The 17658-nt window shown below is 34.4% G+C and carries 18 protein-coding genes; 5 read left to right on the plus strand and 13 right to left on the minus strand.

Features of this window, described 5'->3' with window-relative positions; all coding sequences use genetic code 11:
- Entirely contained in the window at nt 1–1116 is a 1116-nt protein-coding gene (ald, locus tag AB1K81_RS07720) for an alanine dehydrogenase (RefSeq protein ID WP_412976035.1), read from the minus strand.
- 139 nt (nt 1117–1255) lie between these two features.
- Nucleotides 1256–1417: a hypothetical protein gene (locus tag AB1K81_RS07725; protein ID WP_412976036.1), complete on the minus strand. Its 162-nt coding sequence runs from the start codon at nt 1415–1417 to the stop codon at nt 1256–1258.
- A 117-nt stretch (nt 1418–1534) separates the two neighbouring features.
- Here AB1K81_RS07725 and AB1K81_RS07730 point away from each other — a divergent pair, with 117 nt between their 5' ends.
- On the plus strand, nt 1535–1969 hold the full coding sequence (locus AB1K81_RS07730; protein ID WP_412976037.1) for a universal stress protein: 435 nt from the start codon (nt 1535–1537) through the stop codon (nt 1967–1969).
- Between the two features lie 181 nt (nt 1970–2150).
- On the opposite strand, the gene AB1K81_RS07735 is transcribed toward AB1K81_RS07730, so the two are convergent.
- From AB1K81_RS07735 to refZ, 10 genes are all read right to left on the minus strand, one after another.
- Nucleotides 2151–3335 (minus strand): acetate kinase, encoded by a 1185-nt coding sequence (locus AB1K81_RS07735; protein WP_412976038.1) that lies wholly within the window; start codon nt 3333–3335, stop codon nt 2151–2153.
- On the minus strand, nt 3332–4333 hold the full coding sequence (locus AB1K81_RS07740; RefSeq protein ID WP_412976134.1) for a class I SAM-dependent methyltransferase: 1002 nt from the start codon (nt 4331–4333) through the stop codon (nt 3332–3334). Before AB1K81_RS07740 ends, AB1K81_RS07735 begins: the two co-directional genes overlap by 4 nt.
- A gap of 361 nt (nt 4334–4694) precedes the next feature.
- A complete protein-coding gene (gene tpx / locus AB1K81_RS07745) occupies nt 4695–5195 on the minus strand; it encodes a thiol peroxidase (protein WP_412976039.1) in 501 nt (166 codons plus the stop codon).
- An 87-nt stretch (nt 5196–5282) separates the two neighbouring features.
- Entirely contained in the window at nt 5283–5834 is a 552-nt protein-coding gene (ytfJ, locus tag AB1K81_RS07750) for a GerW family sporulation protein (RefSeq protein ID WP_412976040.1), read from the minus strand.
- Nucleotides 5835–5855: 21 nt separating this feature from the next.
- Complete coding sequence (locus AB1K81_RS07755) at nt 5856–6464, minus strand: DUF2953 domain-containing protein (protein ID WP_412976041.1); 609 nt, start codon at nt 6462–6464, stop codon at nt 5856–5858.
- A gap of 122 nt (nt 6465–6586) precedes the next feature.
- On the minus strand, nt 6587–6796 hold the full coding sequence (locus tag AB1K81_RS07760; protein WP_412976042.1) for an alpha/beta-type small acid-soluble spore protein: 210 nt from the start codon (nt 6794–6796) through the stop codon (nt 6587–6589).
- Nucleotides 6797–6895: 99 nt separating this feature from the next.
- On the minus strand, nt 6896–8098 hold the full coding sequence (gene thiI, locus AB1K81_RS07765; RefSeq protein ID WP_412976043.1) for a tRNA uracil 4-sulfurtransferase ThiI: 1203 nt from the start codon (nt 8096–8098) through the stop codon (nt 6896–6898).
- Nucleotides 8099–8104: 6 nt separating this feature from the next.
- Nucleotides 8105–9244, minus strand: a complete 1140-nt coding sequence (locus AB1K81_RS07770) for a cysteine desulfurase family protein (RefSeq protein WP_412976044.1) — start codon at nt 9242–9244, stop codon at nt 8105–8107.
- 182 nt (nt 9245–9426) lie between these two features.
- Nucleotides 9427–11118 (minus strand): septation ring formation regulator EzrA, encoded by a 1692-nt coding sequence (gene ezrA, locus AB1K81_RS07775; RefSeq protein WP_412976045.1) that lies wholly within the window; start codon nt 11116–11118, stop codon nt 9427–9429.
- Between the two features lie 241 nt (nt 11119–11359).
- Nucleotides 11360–11968 (minus strand): forespore capture DNA-binding protein RefZ, encoded by a 609-nt coding sequence (gene refZ, locus AB1K81_RS07780; RefSeq protein ID WP_412976046.1) that lies wholly within the window; start codon nt 11966–11968, stop codon nt 11360–11362.
- Nucleotides 11969–12089: 121 nt separating this feature from the next.
- Between refZ and AB1K81_RS07785 the strand changes: the two genes are divergently transcribed.
- Complete coding sequence (locus AB1K81_RS07785; RefSeq protein WP_412976047.1) at nt 12090–12569, plus strand: GAF domain-containing protein; 480 nt, start codon at nt 12090–12092, stop codon at nt 12567–12569.
- A 70-nt stretch (nt 12570–12639) separates the two neighbouring features.
- Here AB1K81_RS07785 and AB1K81_RS07790 read toward each other — a convergent pair whose 3' ends face one another.
- A complete protein-coding gene (locus AB1K81_RS07790; protein WP_412976048.1) occupies nt 12640–14535 on the minus strand; it encodes a sensor domain-containing diguanylate cyclase in 1896 nt (631 codons plus the stop codon).
- A 340-nt stretch (nt 14536–14875) separates the two neighbouring features.
- On the opposite strand from AB1K81_RS07790, the gene rpsD reads away from it, so the two are divergent.
- The 3 genes from rpsD (at nt 14876) to AB1K81_RS07805 (ending at nt 17578) form a co-directional block, all read left to right on the plus strand.
- A complete protein-coding gene (gene rpsD, locus AB1K81_RS07795; protein ID WP_412976049.1) occupies nt 14876–15478 on the plus strand; it encodes a 30S ribosomal protein S4 in 603 nt (200 codons plus the stop codon).
- A 302-nt stretch (nt 15479–15780) separates the two neighbouring features.
- Nucleotides 15781–16737 carry an acetamidase/formamidase family protein gene (locus AB1K81_RS07800; protein ID WP_412976050.1) on the plus strand — a complete coding sequence of 319 codons (957 nt, stop codon included), beginning with the start codon at nt 15781–15783 and terminating at the stop codon, nt 16735–16737.
- A 151-nt stretch (nt 16738–16888) separates the two neighbouring features.
- Nucleotides 16889–17578, plus strand: coding sequence for an alpha/beta fold hydrolase (locus AB1K81_RS07805; protein WP_412976051.1), 690 nt, complete (start codon nt 16889–16891; stop codon nt 17576–17578).
- Nucleotides 17579–17658 lie beyond the last annotated feature (80 nt).

Below are 17658 nucleotides of genomic sequence, written 5' to 3' on the forward strand. Positions count from 1 at the left end.
TTATTGTAGTAAGTCCTCGACATTTCGATACTCTAAACCATGTGCAATTGCAACTGCTTCATAGGTTACGAATCCATTTATTGTATTTAAACCTTTTAATAAAGCAGGGTTACTCAAGCACGCCTCTCGGTAGCCTTTAGTAGCAATTTGCAATGCATATGGCACTGTTACGTTGGTTAACCCGATTGTAGCTGTTCGAGGTACACCACCTGGCATATTTGCCACAGAATAATGAAGCACACCATGTTTTGTATAAGTGGGATTATCATGGGTAGTAATCCGATCACTGGTTTCAAATATACCACCTTGGTCAATTGCCACATCTACGATAACAGATCCTTCTGACATTACCATAACCATATCCTCTGTTACTAGCTTTGGTGCTTTTGCTCCTGGTATAAGTACAGCCCCAATTACTAAATCTGATTCACGAACACTATCCGCTATATTTAGTGGATTCGAAATCATCGTATTAATGGAAGAACCAAAAATATCATCCAAATATCGTAGTCTTTCTGGATTCAAGTCTAATATGGTAACATCCGCTCCTAGACCAACAGCGATCTTTGCTGCGTTAGCACCAACTACACCCCCACCAATAACCGTTACTTTGGCTCTTTTTACTCCAGGAATACCTGCAAGTAATATGCCTTTACCACCTTTTGGCTTTTCTAAGAATTGAGCTCCGATTTGAGCAGCCATACGACCCGCTACTTCACTCATAGGTGTGAGTAGTGGTAAGGAGCCATTAGCTAACTGAACAGTCTCATAGGCAAGTCCAACCACTTTTTTATCTAATAATGCTTGAGTAAGTGATGGCTCTGCAGCTAAATGAAGATATGTAAATAAAATTAATCCATCATAAAAATAATCATATTCCTCTGGTAGCGGCTCTTTTACTTTCATTACCATTTCTTGAGCCCAAGCATCTTTTGCAGTGTTTACAATAACTGCACCAGCTTGTACATATTGTTCATCGGTAAATCCAGATCCCATCCCAGCGTTAGACTCAATAAATACTTCGTGACCCGCATTTTTCAAGGTCATTACTCCTGCTGGCGTAATTGCTACGCGATTCTCATTATTTTTTATCTCTCTTGGAACCCCAATTTTCATTTTGGAACACCTTCCCTGTTAAATTGTAAGCACTTCCATTGTAACAAAAAATATAAAAAATACTACTATTAATACTAGAATACCGAATAAATAAAAAACAATCTACCCTATTTTAGAGTAGATTGTTTAGAGGTGTACGTTAAGCCTTTCTATTATTAAAGGTCCAAATACCTTTATTATTATGCAACTGGTCTTCTACAACACCACTTTGATAACTTTCAAATAATTGGTTTTGTACTGCAGAAACACCACTTGGATCTTCAAATAACCTGTGTTTATTTTTGTTTTTGTTCTTGGCCATGTACTCACCTCCATGATTAGTTTGTACTATTTTTGTCAATATAGGCCTGCTTACTTTTACCAAATGAAAGCGCTTTTAATGTATAATAAAGGTATAAATGAGAAAGGGGAGAGAAAAGTGAGGTATGAGTATAAAAACATTTTAGTCGCAATTGATGGATCTGAAGCTTCTGAGACAGCATTTAATAAAGCACTAGATATCGTAAAGCGAAATGATGCACATTTAATCATTGCACATGTAGTTGATTTTCGATCATTTGCATATGCTGAATCATTTGACGGTACAATATCCAATCAAGCTGAGGATTATGCCAAGGACTTAATTGATAGTTATGTTGAAAGCGCAAAAGAAGTAGGCATTACCAATATCTCCCGTTGTATCGAATATGGTTCACCTAGAGTAAAAATTGCAAAGGATATTGCTGAAACATTCAAAGTTGATTTAATTATATGTGGAGCAACAGGAATGAACGCTGTAGAACGCTTCTTAATTGGCAGCGTATCAGAAAGTATAACAAGACACGCATCTTGTGATGTTTTAGTCGTAAGATAAATTAAAAAAGAGGTTAAGACATAACAAAGTAGTACAGATGTACCGCCGAATAATGCACTTTACCAGTTATTTATTCGGTTATTTGTTTGATTGAAATGTCCCAGCCTCTTTTTCTTATCAGGGGGAAATATGCTTTCCTTTTAAGAGTATCGATATAGTAAACCATATCAATACCTATTTTTTAGTGTGAAAGTCGAATTGTATCCCTTGCTATCATTACCTCTTCATTTGTAGGAATTACGATAACTTTCACCGGTGAATGCGGATAACTAATAAATAATTCTTTACCTCTAGCAGCTTGATTTAACATAGGATCCCAATAAATACCCATAAATTCTAAACCATTTAATACTTTAGCTCGAATGGTATCACTGTTTTCACCGACTCCTGCAGTAAAAATAACCGCATCAATACCTGACATGATTGCCCCATAAGAACCAATATATTTATGGATTCTACCAGCGAATACATCTAGTGCAAGTTCTGCTCGTTTATTAGTAGTGGATTCTTGTTCAATGTCACGTAAATCACTTGAAAATCCGGATAAAGCAAGCATTCCACTCTCTTTATTTAGGACATTTACTACTTCCTCTGCTGTTTTCCCAGTCTTTTCCATAATATAAGGAATTAATGCAGGGTCAATATTTCCTGAGCGAGTACCCATCGTTACACCAGCAAGTGGTGTGAATCCCATTGAAGTATCAATTGATTTACCACCTTTAATAGCAGCAATACTTGCTCCATTCCCCAGGTGACAAGATATTAAACGTAAGTCTTCTAACGGTTTATTCATTATTTCTGCAGCACGTTGGGAAACATATTTATGCGACGTACCATGGAAACCATATTTGCGAATTCCATACTTCTCGTAGTACTCATAAGGTAAACTATATAAATATGACTTAGGTTCCATTGATTGGTGGAAAGCCGTGTCAAATACAGCTACCATTGGAACATTAGGTAAAACTTCTTTAAATGCATGAATACCAGTTAAGTTAGCAGGATTATGCAGTGGAGCAAGTTCAGAAACTTCCTCAATATCTTTAATGACCTGCTCTGTTATTAAAACTGAATCATTAAACTTTTCTCCACCATGCACGACACGATGTCCAACTGCATTAATTTCATCTAATGATTGAATAACCCCAGATGATGTTAATTTAGTCAATAATAACTTAACTGCCACTTCATGATTCGGAATGTCCGTAACTTGTTTGTCCTTTTGATCGACTTCAAATGTGAAGACTGCTTCAGGTAAACCTATTCTCTCCACAAGTCCTTTGGCTTTTACTTTTTCTTCAGGCATAGTAATAAGCTGGAATTTTAACGATGAACTACCAGCATTTATAGCTAATACGTTTGTCAATGAAGTTCACTCCTGTTGTTATGATAATCTGTAAACCAATGATTCATTTTATTTAACACCTCTTCCATAGCTCTAGTGTTTTTTAAGGATGGAAGTTGTACTAATAATGGTTGTTTCGGTCCTTCTGTATTTTTCCCCTTCTTCTGCAAGATTAAAATGAATTTCGCATTTTTCTCAGATTTAAATGCACTCTCCGGTAATTGAATTACCCCTACAATATGAGCATGTTTTTGTATAAAAGCATGTAACTTGTCCTTTCCTTCACTTTCAAAAATGAAGTTTGGAACCATTAAAAGTAAATAGCCACCTGCATTAGTGTAGTTTAAACTTTGTTCGATGAATAAATGGTGACTAAAAGAATGTCCTTCTTCAGCCTTTAGTTCATAGCTACTTGCACGTATATCATCGGGATAATATCCAACAGGCAGATCAGATACAATTAAATCCACCGGATCTAATAGAAATGGTCTTAGGCTATCTTGATGGAAAAATTCAATGGAAACTTTTTGTAAATTAGCACTAATTACAGCAAGTTGAATTAATGTCGGATCAACTTCACTAGCATATGCTTCCACCTTTTTATCGAGTTGTGATACAACCGCGGTTAACATATTTCCTGTACCGGAGGCAGGATCAAATAGACGAATTGTGTCTTTTGTACCAATTAGTTTTTGCGCTATATAGCCAACAATTAATGAAATAGCTTCAGGGGTAATGAGATGCTGTTGTTGTGTATTATCTTTCATCCCTTTTAAGACAGCAAATTGAATTGCTTTTCTAATTTCATCTGGCTTATATTCCTCTAGTTTTATTATATCTAATGCCATGTTCAATTTGTGTGACAAAATATCGTCGATTGATTCTTCTGGACCTTGGTAAAAAAGTGTTTCAAGTGAGATAACTAAACTATCAAGATATGGTTCATTTAAATGTTGTTCAATGATTCCTGTAGTCTGATCTATCCATTCAAATAATTTCTCCACGCTCGTTTTTTCCATATTCATAAATAATCCTCCGTTCCTTTTAGACCCGTTATATTGTAACAGATATAAGGCTTAACTGTACAAAATAATGATTTAGACAGAAGATTTAAATTAAAAGTATTATTAAGAAAGGTAATTAAACATCATCTTTAATTTAAGTTAGTACACTATATTTGGTTTACCAAATGATTTTCCTGCCGATGAATCAAGTAACCCAAGTCTTAAAGATATAGTGAACTATTTATCGACTGTAGACATAGTGCGTACATTTTTAAAAGAGGCTTTTTCGAGAGTTGAATTAGTGTTTGAAAATACTCTTTTCAAAACATGACTAATATCAAATAAAAAAGCCTTCCTTAACGGAAGACTTTTTATGTTATTCTGCTTTCTTTGCAGCTTCTAATGCTTTATCGTAATCAGGATGTTCTGATACTTCAGAAACATATTCTACATATGTAACTTTATCATTAGAATCTACTACGAATATCGAGCGAGCTAGTAATCGGAGTTCTTTTATTAAAACACCATATTTTTCTCCAAAGTCAGCATCTCGATGATCAGAAAGCATATCTAAGCATTCCACGTTATTAACTTCTCTCCACCGCTTCTGAGCAAATGGTAAATCCATGCTTACTGTTAAGACATGGACATTATCTAACTTTTGCGCTTCTTGATTGAAACGATTCGTTTGGATCGAACAAACTCCTGTATCAATAGAAGGTACGACACTAATTAATTTGATTTTTCCCTTATAATCTGAAAGCGATTTTTCTTCTAAGTCATTGGTAAGAACCATAAAATCTGGAGCTTGATCCCCTACCTTTAATTCATTACCTAATAGTGTAACAGGTTGTTGCTTAAACGTAACATTAACCATAATCTTCCTCCTATTCCATAGACTTATATCTATTATAGTAAAAGAATAGTGCGATTTCCAAAAAAAGAATCTCCAATCAACTTTAATTTAAATATCGTAGATGGATGATGATTCTTCAGAGTTATTCTTTTCTTCCTCATCAGATTTCTTTTTAGGGTCGGGCTGGTCTTCTTTCTTTTCATTCTCACTACTTTTCCCTTGATTATCTTTCTCCTTCGATCCCTTTCCTTTACCTTGACTGCTCTCTTTTAGCAGCTGTTGAATTTTCTCAACTGCTTTTGGAGCAAAATCAATTATCTTTTCATAAATATGTGTATTCTGATCAAGATGTACCATTTTAATTCCCTTTTGACTTACAATTAAAAATGCTACTGGTGTAATAGAAACACCGCCACCACTACCACCTCCAAATGGAAATACTGCCTCACTGCTCGAATCACTATCTCCTCCAGAACCTGAGTCACTAGGAACAAACTCACTTCCTCCAGCAGCAAATCCAAACCCTACTTTAGAGACAGGAATAATGACACTTCCATCTGGAGATTCTATAGGATCTCCAATAATTGTATTGACCTCTACCATATCTTTTAAGTTTTCCATAGCGGTAGTCATAAGACCTTGAATTGGATGTTCCTCCATTGTAAATCCTCCTTTAGAAATCTAAGTATATACTTCCTTTTTCTTATAAAACTTTATATTTTGTACTATACGTAAACTCGTGTGAATAGCTTTTCCTAAACTAATTGATACAATGCAATCTATTTCAGAATATAACCCTTTTTGTTGAAAATGAGGAGTGACAGAGATCTCTGGCTTGCACAATAAATTAGATCGTTCATAAAAGAACCCTAACAGAGTACCTTTAAACATCCAGATTCCACCTGCTGCTATACCTGTTGAAGCTGCATCGCCAAGACCAAAATGTGTTTTCCAATTTAACCGATGAAAAATGATGCTATTCATCATAATAGTCAACATTTTTTTAGCGTTTTTTAATTGAGGAAGAATGTTAAAAGCTCTTTCTTTAAAATCCTTTAAATCCTCCTTATCCATATCTTGGAGCACTTCCGTTAAATTAGAATAACCATTTTGTGACTGTTCACTTAAATTCATTTCACGATGTAAAATCCGCATCCGGATATAAAAAACTTCAACAGCAATAAAATGTTTCTCCTCCTGATAACGATAATAAAAACGTATTTTCAATTTTAATGTTATAAGAATAAAAAAAAGGATTAGCAATAAGGAGCCAATAATTATCCAAAGCATACTTCCATCTCCAAGATTTAATACCGATAGTTTGCCACATGTTTCCAATTTTATTCGCAGAAAATAATAAAAGAGCTATTCGCAATGAATAGCTCTCTGCCATTTATACTATTTAATTGTTATTAACCGTTGAATCCACCAAACTGTTGTTCAGCCATTTGAACTAGACGCTTAGTGATTTCTCCACCAACAGAACCGTTAGCACGAGAAGTTGTGTCAGCACCAAGTTGAACACCAAATTCTTGAGCAATTTCATACTTCATTTGGTCTAGTGCTTGTTGAGCACCAGGTACTACCAATTGGTTTGAATTGTTGCTATTGTTGTTTGCCATGGTATTTCACCTCCTTGGTACACTTATATTGTGCGAAACGGAGGCATTCCATTCATGTTTATTATTGGTAAGTGTTGCTAAATAATTTACCGTGATTTTCTAGAATAATCCTTCAAAAGCATCCACTGTTTTTTTCTGGTCAGAAACTCTAACAACTTCTATTCCATCGATTGCTTCTTGAATTAATTCCTCATAATCGTATTTTGATTCGAAATAATTAGCTCGATCACGTTTTGGTTTTGTCTTAGGTGCCTTTGGAACAAAGATAGTACAGCAATCTTCATAAGGTCTAATTGAGATATCAAAAGTATCGATTGCTTTCGAAATATCAATAATTTCATCCTTATCCATTGTAATTAAGGGTCTGATGATTGGATAATTCGTAACTTCATTAATCGTATTCATACTAGTCATTGTTTGACTAGCAACTTGTCCTAGGTTCTCACCAGTCGTCATAGATAGGATGTCTTCCTTTTGACATACTCTTTCACTTATCCGAAGCATCATTCTTCTCATTACAGTCATACCATAACCATCTGGGGTTTCTTGGAAGATTTTTTGTTGTAACTTTGTAAAAGGTACGACATGAATTTTGATACTAGGTCCAAAGTTTGCCAGTTTTTCTGCTAAATCTAACACCTTTTGTTTTGCACGTTCACTCGTAAAAGGTGGTGAATGAAAGTGTATTGCTTCAATTTCTACTCCACGTTTCATAGCTAGATAGCCTGCAACTGGACTATCAATACCTCCGGATAATAATAATAACGTTTTACCAGAGGTCCCAACCGGAAGACCTCCAGCACCACGAACCACGCTTGATGTAATGTAGGTTGCTTCTTGACGAATTTCTACTTTTACTTCTAAATCAGGATTGTGAACGTCTACTGTATAAGAATCTGTATTACTTAAAAGATGTCCACCAAGAATTTGATTTAATTCCTGGGATCTTTCTGGAAATCCTTTATTTATACGTTTTACTGTAACTTTAAACTTTTTCACGTTTTCTGCATTAGTTAAAGTATATAAAGCCGCTTCTTTTATTTTTTCCAATTCATTCTCCACTTTTATCGCCAAACTTAGGCTATGGATTCCGAATATATATTTAACTTTATCTATAATAGGCTGTGGATTTTGGCCATTTAATAGAATAAACATTCTCCCTTGCGTTCTTTTTACTTTTACTTCAGGAAAATCATTAAGTTTATGACGAACATTTTGCTGAAGTTTTTCTACAAATAATTTTCGGTTTTTTCCTTTTAAGGCAAGTTCTCCATAACGAATTAATATATGATCAAATTCCATTTTTATCTACTCCATAACTTCTTTTAATTGTGTTATTGCTTCATTTAATTTATTTATAAATATCTTTATTTCTTCAACTGTATTGTTATAAGAAAGACTAACACGTAATGCTGATTTCGCTCTCTCTTCTGAATATCCACAGGCTTTAATTATTCTACTTTCATCCAAATCTTTAGACGAGCATGCTGACTTTGTTGAAATAAATATTCCTTGCTTTCCTAAAGTATGAATCATAACTTCTGGTTTTAACCCAGGAATTGAGAAGTTCATGATATGTGGTGCAGCTTGTTCAGCAGTATTTACTACTACTTCGTCCATTTTCATTAATTCTTGACGTAAATATCTGTTTAGCTTACGTAACGTTTTCGCTTCTGTTGACTGGCTTTCTTTTATTAGACGTAAAGCTTTAACAAAAGCAACAGAACCAGCTAAATTCTCTGTCCCTGAGCGAATATTAAATTCTTGTTCACCACCATGGAATAATGGAAATAAGCGAACGCCTTTACGGCAATATAATACTCCGGTTCCTTTCAACCCATGTATTTTATGTCCTGACATCGTACATAAGTCAATTCCACTATTTGCTAGTTTTAAAGGGACCTTACCTAATCCTTGAACATGATCGACATGGAAGAAGAGCTTAGGATATTGTTTAGCAATTTCACCTATCTCTTCTATTGGTTGAATCGAACCAATTTCATTATTAACATGCATAATACTAATTAATATCGTATCTTTACGTATTGCATTTTCTACATCAAGAACTGAAATTTTTCCATTTTCATCAACAGGCAAATAGGTTACTTGAAAACCTAATGTTTCTAGGCTCTTACATGCTTCGTAAACGGAAGGGTGTTCAATTTCTGTAGTAATAATATGCTTCCCTCTACCTTGATGTTGTAATGCAATGCCTTTAATTGCAATATTGTTCCCCTCAGTTCCGCCTGAAGTAAATATAATTTCATCCTCTTCTACTTGGAGAAGTGATGCTGCTTGTTCTTTAGATTTTAGAAGTAGTTTTTCCGTCTCTCCACCGAGCTGATGAATTGAAGAAGGATTTGCAAAAAAGTTCGTCGATACTTGTTGGAAACTTTTTAACACTTCTGGATGTGGTTTCGTTGTTGCACTGTTATCTAGATAAATCATTAAAAATCCTCCCTTATGTTATATATTTTCCCGTAGTTTTCTCACAGTTTATATCCAAATCAGCATCGTCAGTACATACCAAACTAACACACTGTAAATTAACCTTTTGAACAGTATATAAACACAAAACGGAAGGCTGTCTTTAGGAAATTTCTTTCCATAAAGCAGCCTCACTTCCATTCTTATTTAAAAATGACTTGATTTTCTTCAATACGTTTTAAAGCACCTGGCTCTACTTCTTCAAGTGCACTTGCAGCTTCTTCTAATGCGACTTCATAATCATAGTTTCTAAATAAGTTTTCCGCCTCTAGAAGTCTTGCTGCGAGTAATGGATACTTGCTACGATAACGGTTAGCATATTGAATTACTTGTTCTGTTAAATTAGCTTGATCCAACATCACTTCTGTTTGCTCGATTAATAAATCAACTGCTGTCTTGGCTTGTGATAAGGATCGTTGCACTTCTGAAATATCTAGTGGACTTTTCTCTAGCGTCTTTAACACATGATTGCTTTTCTCTAGAGCTTCATCCATCAAGTTCCATATGAAGTTTGGGACACCAGGAATATTACTCTTTTTAATCCTACGGTTTGTTTCATTTATTTGCTCACGAATATCCGCTAACTTTTCTTTCGCTTCAATCTCGTCTTTACGTAGATTATAAACACTAATCTTAAAGTCATTATGTTTTTCAAGAAGTTCCTCTACTTGATTAAAACCAGTCTCAAGATGGGACCTTAGTTCTGAATGTGGCGTATCTTCATCTTCTAATCCTTCCATCACTTCATCATAAACTTTTTGCAGTTGAGCAATACTTTTTTCTAATGATAAATATTTTTCCATGTCTTGATCATCAAAATAATACGTCTGCTTTAAAGTATTAACTTCTGCTTTCGTTTCCTCAAAGGAAGCAGCGATTTCCTCAACTGATTTTTGATAACTAGAAACTTGGGTTTCCATATAGCTTTTGGCAATAGCTTCCTTTTCGAGAAGCTGATACATTTCTTGAATTCGCTCATCCATTTCTTTTCTTAAAGCCTTTACTTCTGAAGCTTGACCTTTTTCTAGAGCATTTACACAATCAAGAAGACGTTGTTGATATCCTTGTAGCTCCTTTTCAAAGCCGAGATGATCAATGCGGAATCCCTCTTCTTTCATCTCTCTAATACCAGCATATAAATCATCAATTTGTGAAGGGATATCTTGTTTACATGCTCTGTATATTTCTGGAAATTCTTCTATTTCTTCTTCAAATAAATTAAGTCTGTTTTTTAAGGATGTCACCAGTTCTTTTGCATCTGTATAGTTTCCAGAATCAACTAGATCATGGTAATTGCCTAATAACTCACCTAGTTCATCAAGCTCAACTTCAAAACGAACCTCTGCCTTACCATATTGGAATCTATTTTGGGCAATTTTCTTACGTAAGTTTTTAATAGTTGGCTGAATATATTGTACCTCTTTACGACTTGTTTCCTCTGAATCAACTAAATCATCAAGTTCAACGAGAATTTTATCAATATCCTTTTCAATTGCTTGTAAATTCTGCTCTGTTTTCCTTAGTATCTTCTTGGCTGTCGAGAACCGAAATCGATCTGCAGCCTCTTCTGCATCATATAAATACTCTTCTATATCTGGCAAATCTTTCGAAAGAATAAATTCCCATCGTTCCTTCCAAGATTCGAAACGTTCTTGCGTTTCACCAGATAAATTTAGCGCTTTTATTCTAGTAAGCTGAGCAGATACATTTCTGTTCATAACATCTAGTTTCCAGCTCTCAAGACGATCAACAAAATCATATACTCTCTTTCGAAGAATAAGGCTTATAATGATTAGTGCGATTGCGACAAGTATTATTCCAATTATTATTTCCATAATAAAGCCCCCTAAAAAATCAAAGCAGAAATTCCATCTATATAAATACAAAACAACAATAACATCATATATTGCTTATTTACTATAATCATTATAATACCATGTATAAGCGATTTTTGGCTAAAAAAATCAATTAAAAACGAATTTTTTTGTCAAAAAATGTGCAATATTGTATTTCACGTACCTCTGCCTGTTTTTAAGAATAAAAAAAGGCTGTTTTTTAACAACCTAAATTGCTTTCTTATTGGGTTATATAATCTACCCATTGGTGAATCGTTTGAACGTATTTATTAACGAATTGCGAATGCGAATAATCACCAACTACTTGCGACTTCCATTCATTATGTAATACATAGGGCGTTACAAGCATGCCTTTTAATTGCATTAATAAAAATTGACCATCAAGCTTATGTTTCTTCTCCTGCTTCTCCTTGAACACTGCTAAGAACGTATTTCCAATTATAAAGTTCTCTTTTGCTAAGTAAGTAACAACCATTTCCCGAACAAATACCGAATCCATTGATAATTCGCGATGGATAAAACAGGATAATTGAAGATTTGTATGTTTATATTGTATAATTTGGTGTATTAATTTTTTTAATTTTTCGTTTGGTGTATCATTATCAAATTCCTCAAGAGTTGCTTCAATGATTGCCAAGTATTCTTCATAATATCGAGAAACGGCATACTCTAAAAGTCCTTGTTTCCCCTTAAAATAATAACTGATGGAAGAAACATTGACAGAGGCTCTTTCAGCGATATCGCGAACGGAAGTACCATGGAACCCTTTTTGATAAAAAAGAGATGAAGCCGCCTCAACTACTTTTCTTTTTGTAGGGGTATCTTTCATTGAAATTCAACTCCTTTCGTTGCGTTTTATGTATCATTATTTTATAAATACGACAAAGAATTAAATTATCCTGCATGATTTACCGGGATAATTTAACAAAATTAAGGAAGGATGATTTTTTATGTTTCAAACAAGTCTTTATTCCGGTGATAAAGTAAAAGATTATGAACTATTAATTAAACAATTAACTGCTCTAGTTGATGGCGAAACAGATACTATCGCTAATTTATCCAACGCTTCAGCTCTATTAAACCAATTCCTTGATCAAACTAACTGGGTAGGGTTCTACCTTTGGAAAGATGACGAACTTGTACTTGGGCCATTTCAAGGTTTACCTGCATGTATTCGTATAGCTTACGGAAAAGGTGTATGTGGAACTGCAGTAAAAGAACGAAAAACCCAACGTATAGAAGATGTAAATCAATTCCCAGGACATATAGCTTGTGACAGTGCAAGTAAATCGGAAATTGTTGTACCAATTATAAAAAATGGTGAAATATTAGGCGTATTAGATATTGACAGCCCAGTACTAAATCGTTTCGATGAAACTGATCAAATTTACCTAGAGAAATTCGTGGAAGAACTTAAAAAGCATTTATAATGGTTAGTACTCTTTAAGTGCTCATTGAAAATGGAGGTTGAGATTCAGTATCTCAATCTCTATTTTTTGATCATATACGAATATTGTCCTTCTCCTGTTCATCGAAACTATATTTCACGACACAGTTTTTTCCATAACTTTTTGCTTCGTATAATGCCTTATCAGCACGAATAAAGAAATTTTTCGCAGAATCCTCTGATGTCGCTTTCCAAGATGATACACCTGCAGATAAGGTTACACTTGGTTCTGTAAAGTTCTCTACCTGTGTATTTATCTTTCTTGCAAGTTGAACACCACTATTTAAATCCGTGTTCGGTAAATAAATAGCAAGTTCTTCTCCCCCCCACCTAGCAGCAACATCACGTTCTTCTATACTAGATTTAATAATATCAGAAACTTGCTTAATTACTTCGTCTCCAATATAGTGACCATACGTGTCATTAATGTGCTTAAAATTATCAATATCAAACAATATTAAAGTTCCCATTTCACCACTCTGCATATGCTGAAGGATTTTATCATCTAAGTAATTTCTAGAATATAATTGAGTTAGATAATCAGTTGAAGCTGCTTTTTGTAATTGCTCTTTCAAAATCGTATTGACAAATGCTAATGTGGAATGACGAATTATGGATTGTAATAACTTAAATTGGTCAAAGGTAAAAGCATATCTATTTTGATGTAGTACGATTACAATTCCATTAATCACACCATCATTAATCATAGGTAAAACCATGACAGATTGATACGCAGATAGTTTACTATCAGATTTATAATCGCCTGAAAAAATTGCCTCTTTACGCTTTAATATAACTTGAACTAAATCTCGAGAAATCATTCTTCCCTCTAAAGTTTCAAAAAGCGATGAACTACCATCTATAGCTTCAAAATGGTGTGCCATTTCTTGCTTTTTGTATATAAAACCTATTTCGGATGGTTCACAAATTTTATTTATTTGATCCCTTACAAGTCTTGTGATTTCCGTTAATTCCAAATTAGAATTTAATTGATGTGTTAAATCATTGATTAATTGTAAATCCGATACCAAGTGCTTAGAGTTCTGATAAAGAATAGTACTTTCAATTGCTTTTCCTGCAATATTTGCAAACTTTTTAATGAAATCTAGTTCTTCTTCTGGGAAAGCCGTTATCGTCGGGATAATTATTTGTATCACACCATATACACCTTGGTTACCTTTTAGTGGGACGTAAACACATGTTTTCTTTTCCCGTATCCGATCTTCTATTTGAATTTCACCATTTATGAAAGCTTGAGAACTTGCTAGTTTAGTTGAATCATCACTAAATTCTATTGCTTTTATTGGAAGTCCCAATGTATCATCGTGATCCTGTGACAATAAAAGGTAATATGTAAAGTCAGGATATATAGCTCGAATACTAGAAATGATTTCCGTCAGTATATCTGTTTTATTATTTAAAACTAAGAATTTTGACGTAATATCGTACAATAAGTGATGTCTCTCCGCATTTACTTGAGATTGGATAATTTGATTTACAATTGTACAAGATGTCTCTATCTCTTCTTTAATCGTATTAATAATGTCATCTGAATACCTATCCTTAGTATCTATTCCAAATACAATAATCCCAATCCGGCCATATAAAGGTTGGACAGGAATTGTAATTACATCTCCCTCTACTGAAGATGATAATAAATCTTTCTCCTCTATCAATAAAGGTTTATTTTGAGTAATTGTGTTCCAGTATTTACTATTATCATCTTGGATATATTTATTTAAGTTTTCTATTGTACCCTCTATATTTGAAACCAGCTTAAACAACTTAGTCCATTGGTCATATAAATAAATCCCAATAAACTCTACATCCAATAAGTTAAATAAACTACTGGAAAGTTTTTTATAGTAGTCCTTACTTTTAGGTGACACTGTAGTAAGTAAATTATAGTTTATTAATTTTAGTTTTTCTTGAAGAGATTTTTTATTCATCATAATCACCTATTAGGAGGATTTATATAAACTATTATATAATAAATTTCATAGAATTTACCAATTTATCACACTAAACTAAACAAAACGTTATGTAAACAAGCTTTACTTTAAAAAGAATCATTGACTTAAACTGTAAAAAATTATATACTATTCCTTGTGTAAAATAATAAGGCAGCCTAAGTGTATCACCAATCTGTTCATTTTGTTCCTCATATTCGAGGTGTATCGTGTAACTCTCAGCTGCTGGAGCGATGGTACATGAAAACATAATGGGGGTTGGATCGATCACGGTTGGATTTTGTTTTATGCAAATAAAATATAAAGGAGGAAATGTCCTATGGCACGATATACAGGTCCTGTATGGAAAAAATCACGTCGTCTTGGCATTTCATTAACTGGCACTGGTAAAGAGCTAGACAAACGCCCTTATGCTCCTGGGCAACATGGAGCAAACCAACGCAGAAAACTTTCTGAGTATGGTCTTCAATTACAAGAAAAACAAAAATTACGCTTTATGTATGGATTAAACGAACGTCAATTCCGTACTCTATTCGATAAAGCTGGTAAAATGAAAGGTGTTCATGGTGAAAACTTCATGATTCTTCTTGAGTCTCGCCTTGATAACCTTGTTTATCGCCTAGGTCTTGCACGTACTCGTAGACAAGCTCGTCAGCTTGTAAACCATGGCCACGTAACAGTTGATGGATCTCGCGTTGATATTCCATCTTTCCTAGTAAAACCTGGTCAAGTAATTGGTCTACGCGAAAAATCAAGAAACCTTGACATCGTGAAAGAAGCGATTGAAGTAACTAACTTCGTACCAGAATATTTAACATTTGATGCTGATAAATTAGAAGGTACTTTCAACCGTTTACCAGAACGTTCTGAATTACCGTCTGAAATCACAGAGCAATTAATCGTAGAATTCTATTCTCGTTAATCTTAAACATGTTTATACACTCAAAAGCCTTGAAATGTTGTTAACCCAACCTTTCAAGGTTTTTTTATTGGAAAAGCAATGATATGAAATAAATTCAACTCCTTTCCATAATTAATCTACATTCAACTTCTAACACTGATTTTACTCTCCACAGAAAATATATTTACTTTTAATAGTAATTTATGTTACTCTTTAATTGAACTAGGATGATACATACGCTTTTATCATGTGTCCGGACCACAATGAATCGCGTGAACTACAACTTCATCCCTCTACTATTTTTGAATACGGAGGTTAAATCTATGTCAAAAACTTATGAATTAAATCCTACTTCAGAGACTTTACACGGATTTTTCAGTAAAGATTTAAACCCTTCATTAACCATTCAATCAGGAGATACTGTTATTTACCAAACATTAGATTCAGCTTGGGGACTAGAAAAGCGTCATGCTCCCGGAGAACAACGAAAGCGATTTACAGACCTTAAGCCCGAGCGTCAATCCAATCAGTTCGGCCATGCCTTAGTTGGCCCTGTATATATTAACCAAGCTTCCCCCGGTGATACTTTAGAAATAAAAATCAATGAAATTATTCCAGGCTCATGGGGGTGGACTTCTGCAGGAGGGTTTCCAAGCTACTGGAATAAAAAGCTAGGATTAGAACAAGCGAAAGAAGTAATATTAGATTTTAAACTAGAGGTTGATAAAATGGTAGGAAAAAGTCAATTTGGTAATTTTGACTTTAGTGTAACATTACGCCCATTTATGGGTGTTATGGGTATGCCACCCATGATGGATGGTCAACACTCTACTTTTGTTCCTCGAGATAGTGGCGGTAATATTGACTGTAAAGAATTACAAGCTGGAAGCACATTGTATTTACCGGTATCGGTTGAAGGTGGACTCTTTTCTACGGGAGATGGTCACGCGGTTCAAGGAGATGGTGAAGTCGCAGGTCCTGCATTGGAGTGTCCAATGGAACGTGTTAGTTTAACGTTTAACGTCAGAGAAGATATAAAAATTCACAGACCAAGAGCAAAAACCAATTCTGGATGGATTACTATGGCTTTTCATGCAGACTTAGATGAAGCAATGTGGTTAGCCTTAAGTGATATGCTGGATTTGATGGCCGAACTATACAATATTACTAGGACAGAAGCTTACGCTTACGCTACTATGGTTGTTGACCTTAAAATAACTCAAATAGTTAATTCGGTTAAGGGGGTACATGCCTATTTGCCCTTTGACGCTTTAAGATAATAAATAAATCCATTAATCTTTTGCAATACACAATCGTAACAAAATCAATTTTATTACTAGACACACTTCAATTTCACTTCAATGCAGTTCTTTTTGTATCGGGCGAATTAAATTATTATTAATAATTTTATTAAAATATAGGAGTGATTATATGAAATCTTTCGCAGAACAAATAAACATAAACGGAAATACTTTTCAGTATAGAGAATGTGGTGATCCTCTAGCACTACCAATAGTTGCGCTACACTCACTGGGGACTAGTTCAGATTCTTGGAATGAGGTAGCTACTAGATTGGGAGAAAAATTCCGCTTTCTTGCTTTAGACCAAAGAGGTCATGGAGAAAGCTCAAGAACAAATACGTATTCTTTTGAAGAAATGTGTGAAGACCTGCTTCTATTCGTTAACGCTTTGAAACTGGAACGTTTTATTCTTATTGGTCATTCAATGGGTGGGACAGTATCCTATCTTTTCGCACAACAATATACTTCGAGACTAGAAAAATTAGTAATTGTTGATACACCTCCACCAGTTCCCGATAAACCAATTGAAATTCCACCTGAACCAGAACAACCCTTACCATTTGATTGGAAAGTAGTTCAGGCAATTATGGGGCAATTAAATCAACCGAAACCAGAGTGGTGGGAAAACTTGCCGAAAATTTCTACGCCATCGTTAGTTATTGGAGGTAGTTTAAGTAACATTTCACAAGACAAGTTACGAGAAGTTTCTGAACTTATTCCTGATTGTAAAATGGTTACAATTGACGGTGCTGGTCATCATGTCCATCGTGATAATTTATCAGAATTTATTTCCATAGTTACGGAATATCTTAATAGTTAAGTTCAGAAAGAGGCTGGGACATAACAAAATTGTACAGAAGTAAAGCCGAATGATTCACCATACTAGCACCGGAAATATAC

Origin of the sequence: Ornithinibacillus jepli, assembly GCF_047228935.1 — a bacterium.
Classification (GTDB): domain Bacteria; phylum Bacillota; class Bacilli; order Bacillales; family Amphibacillaceae; genus Ornithinibacillus.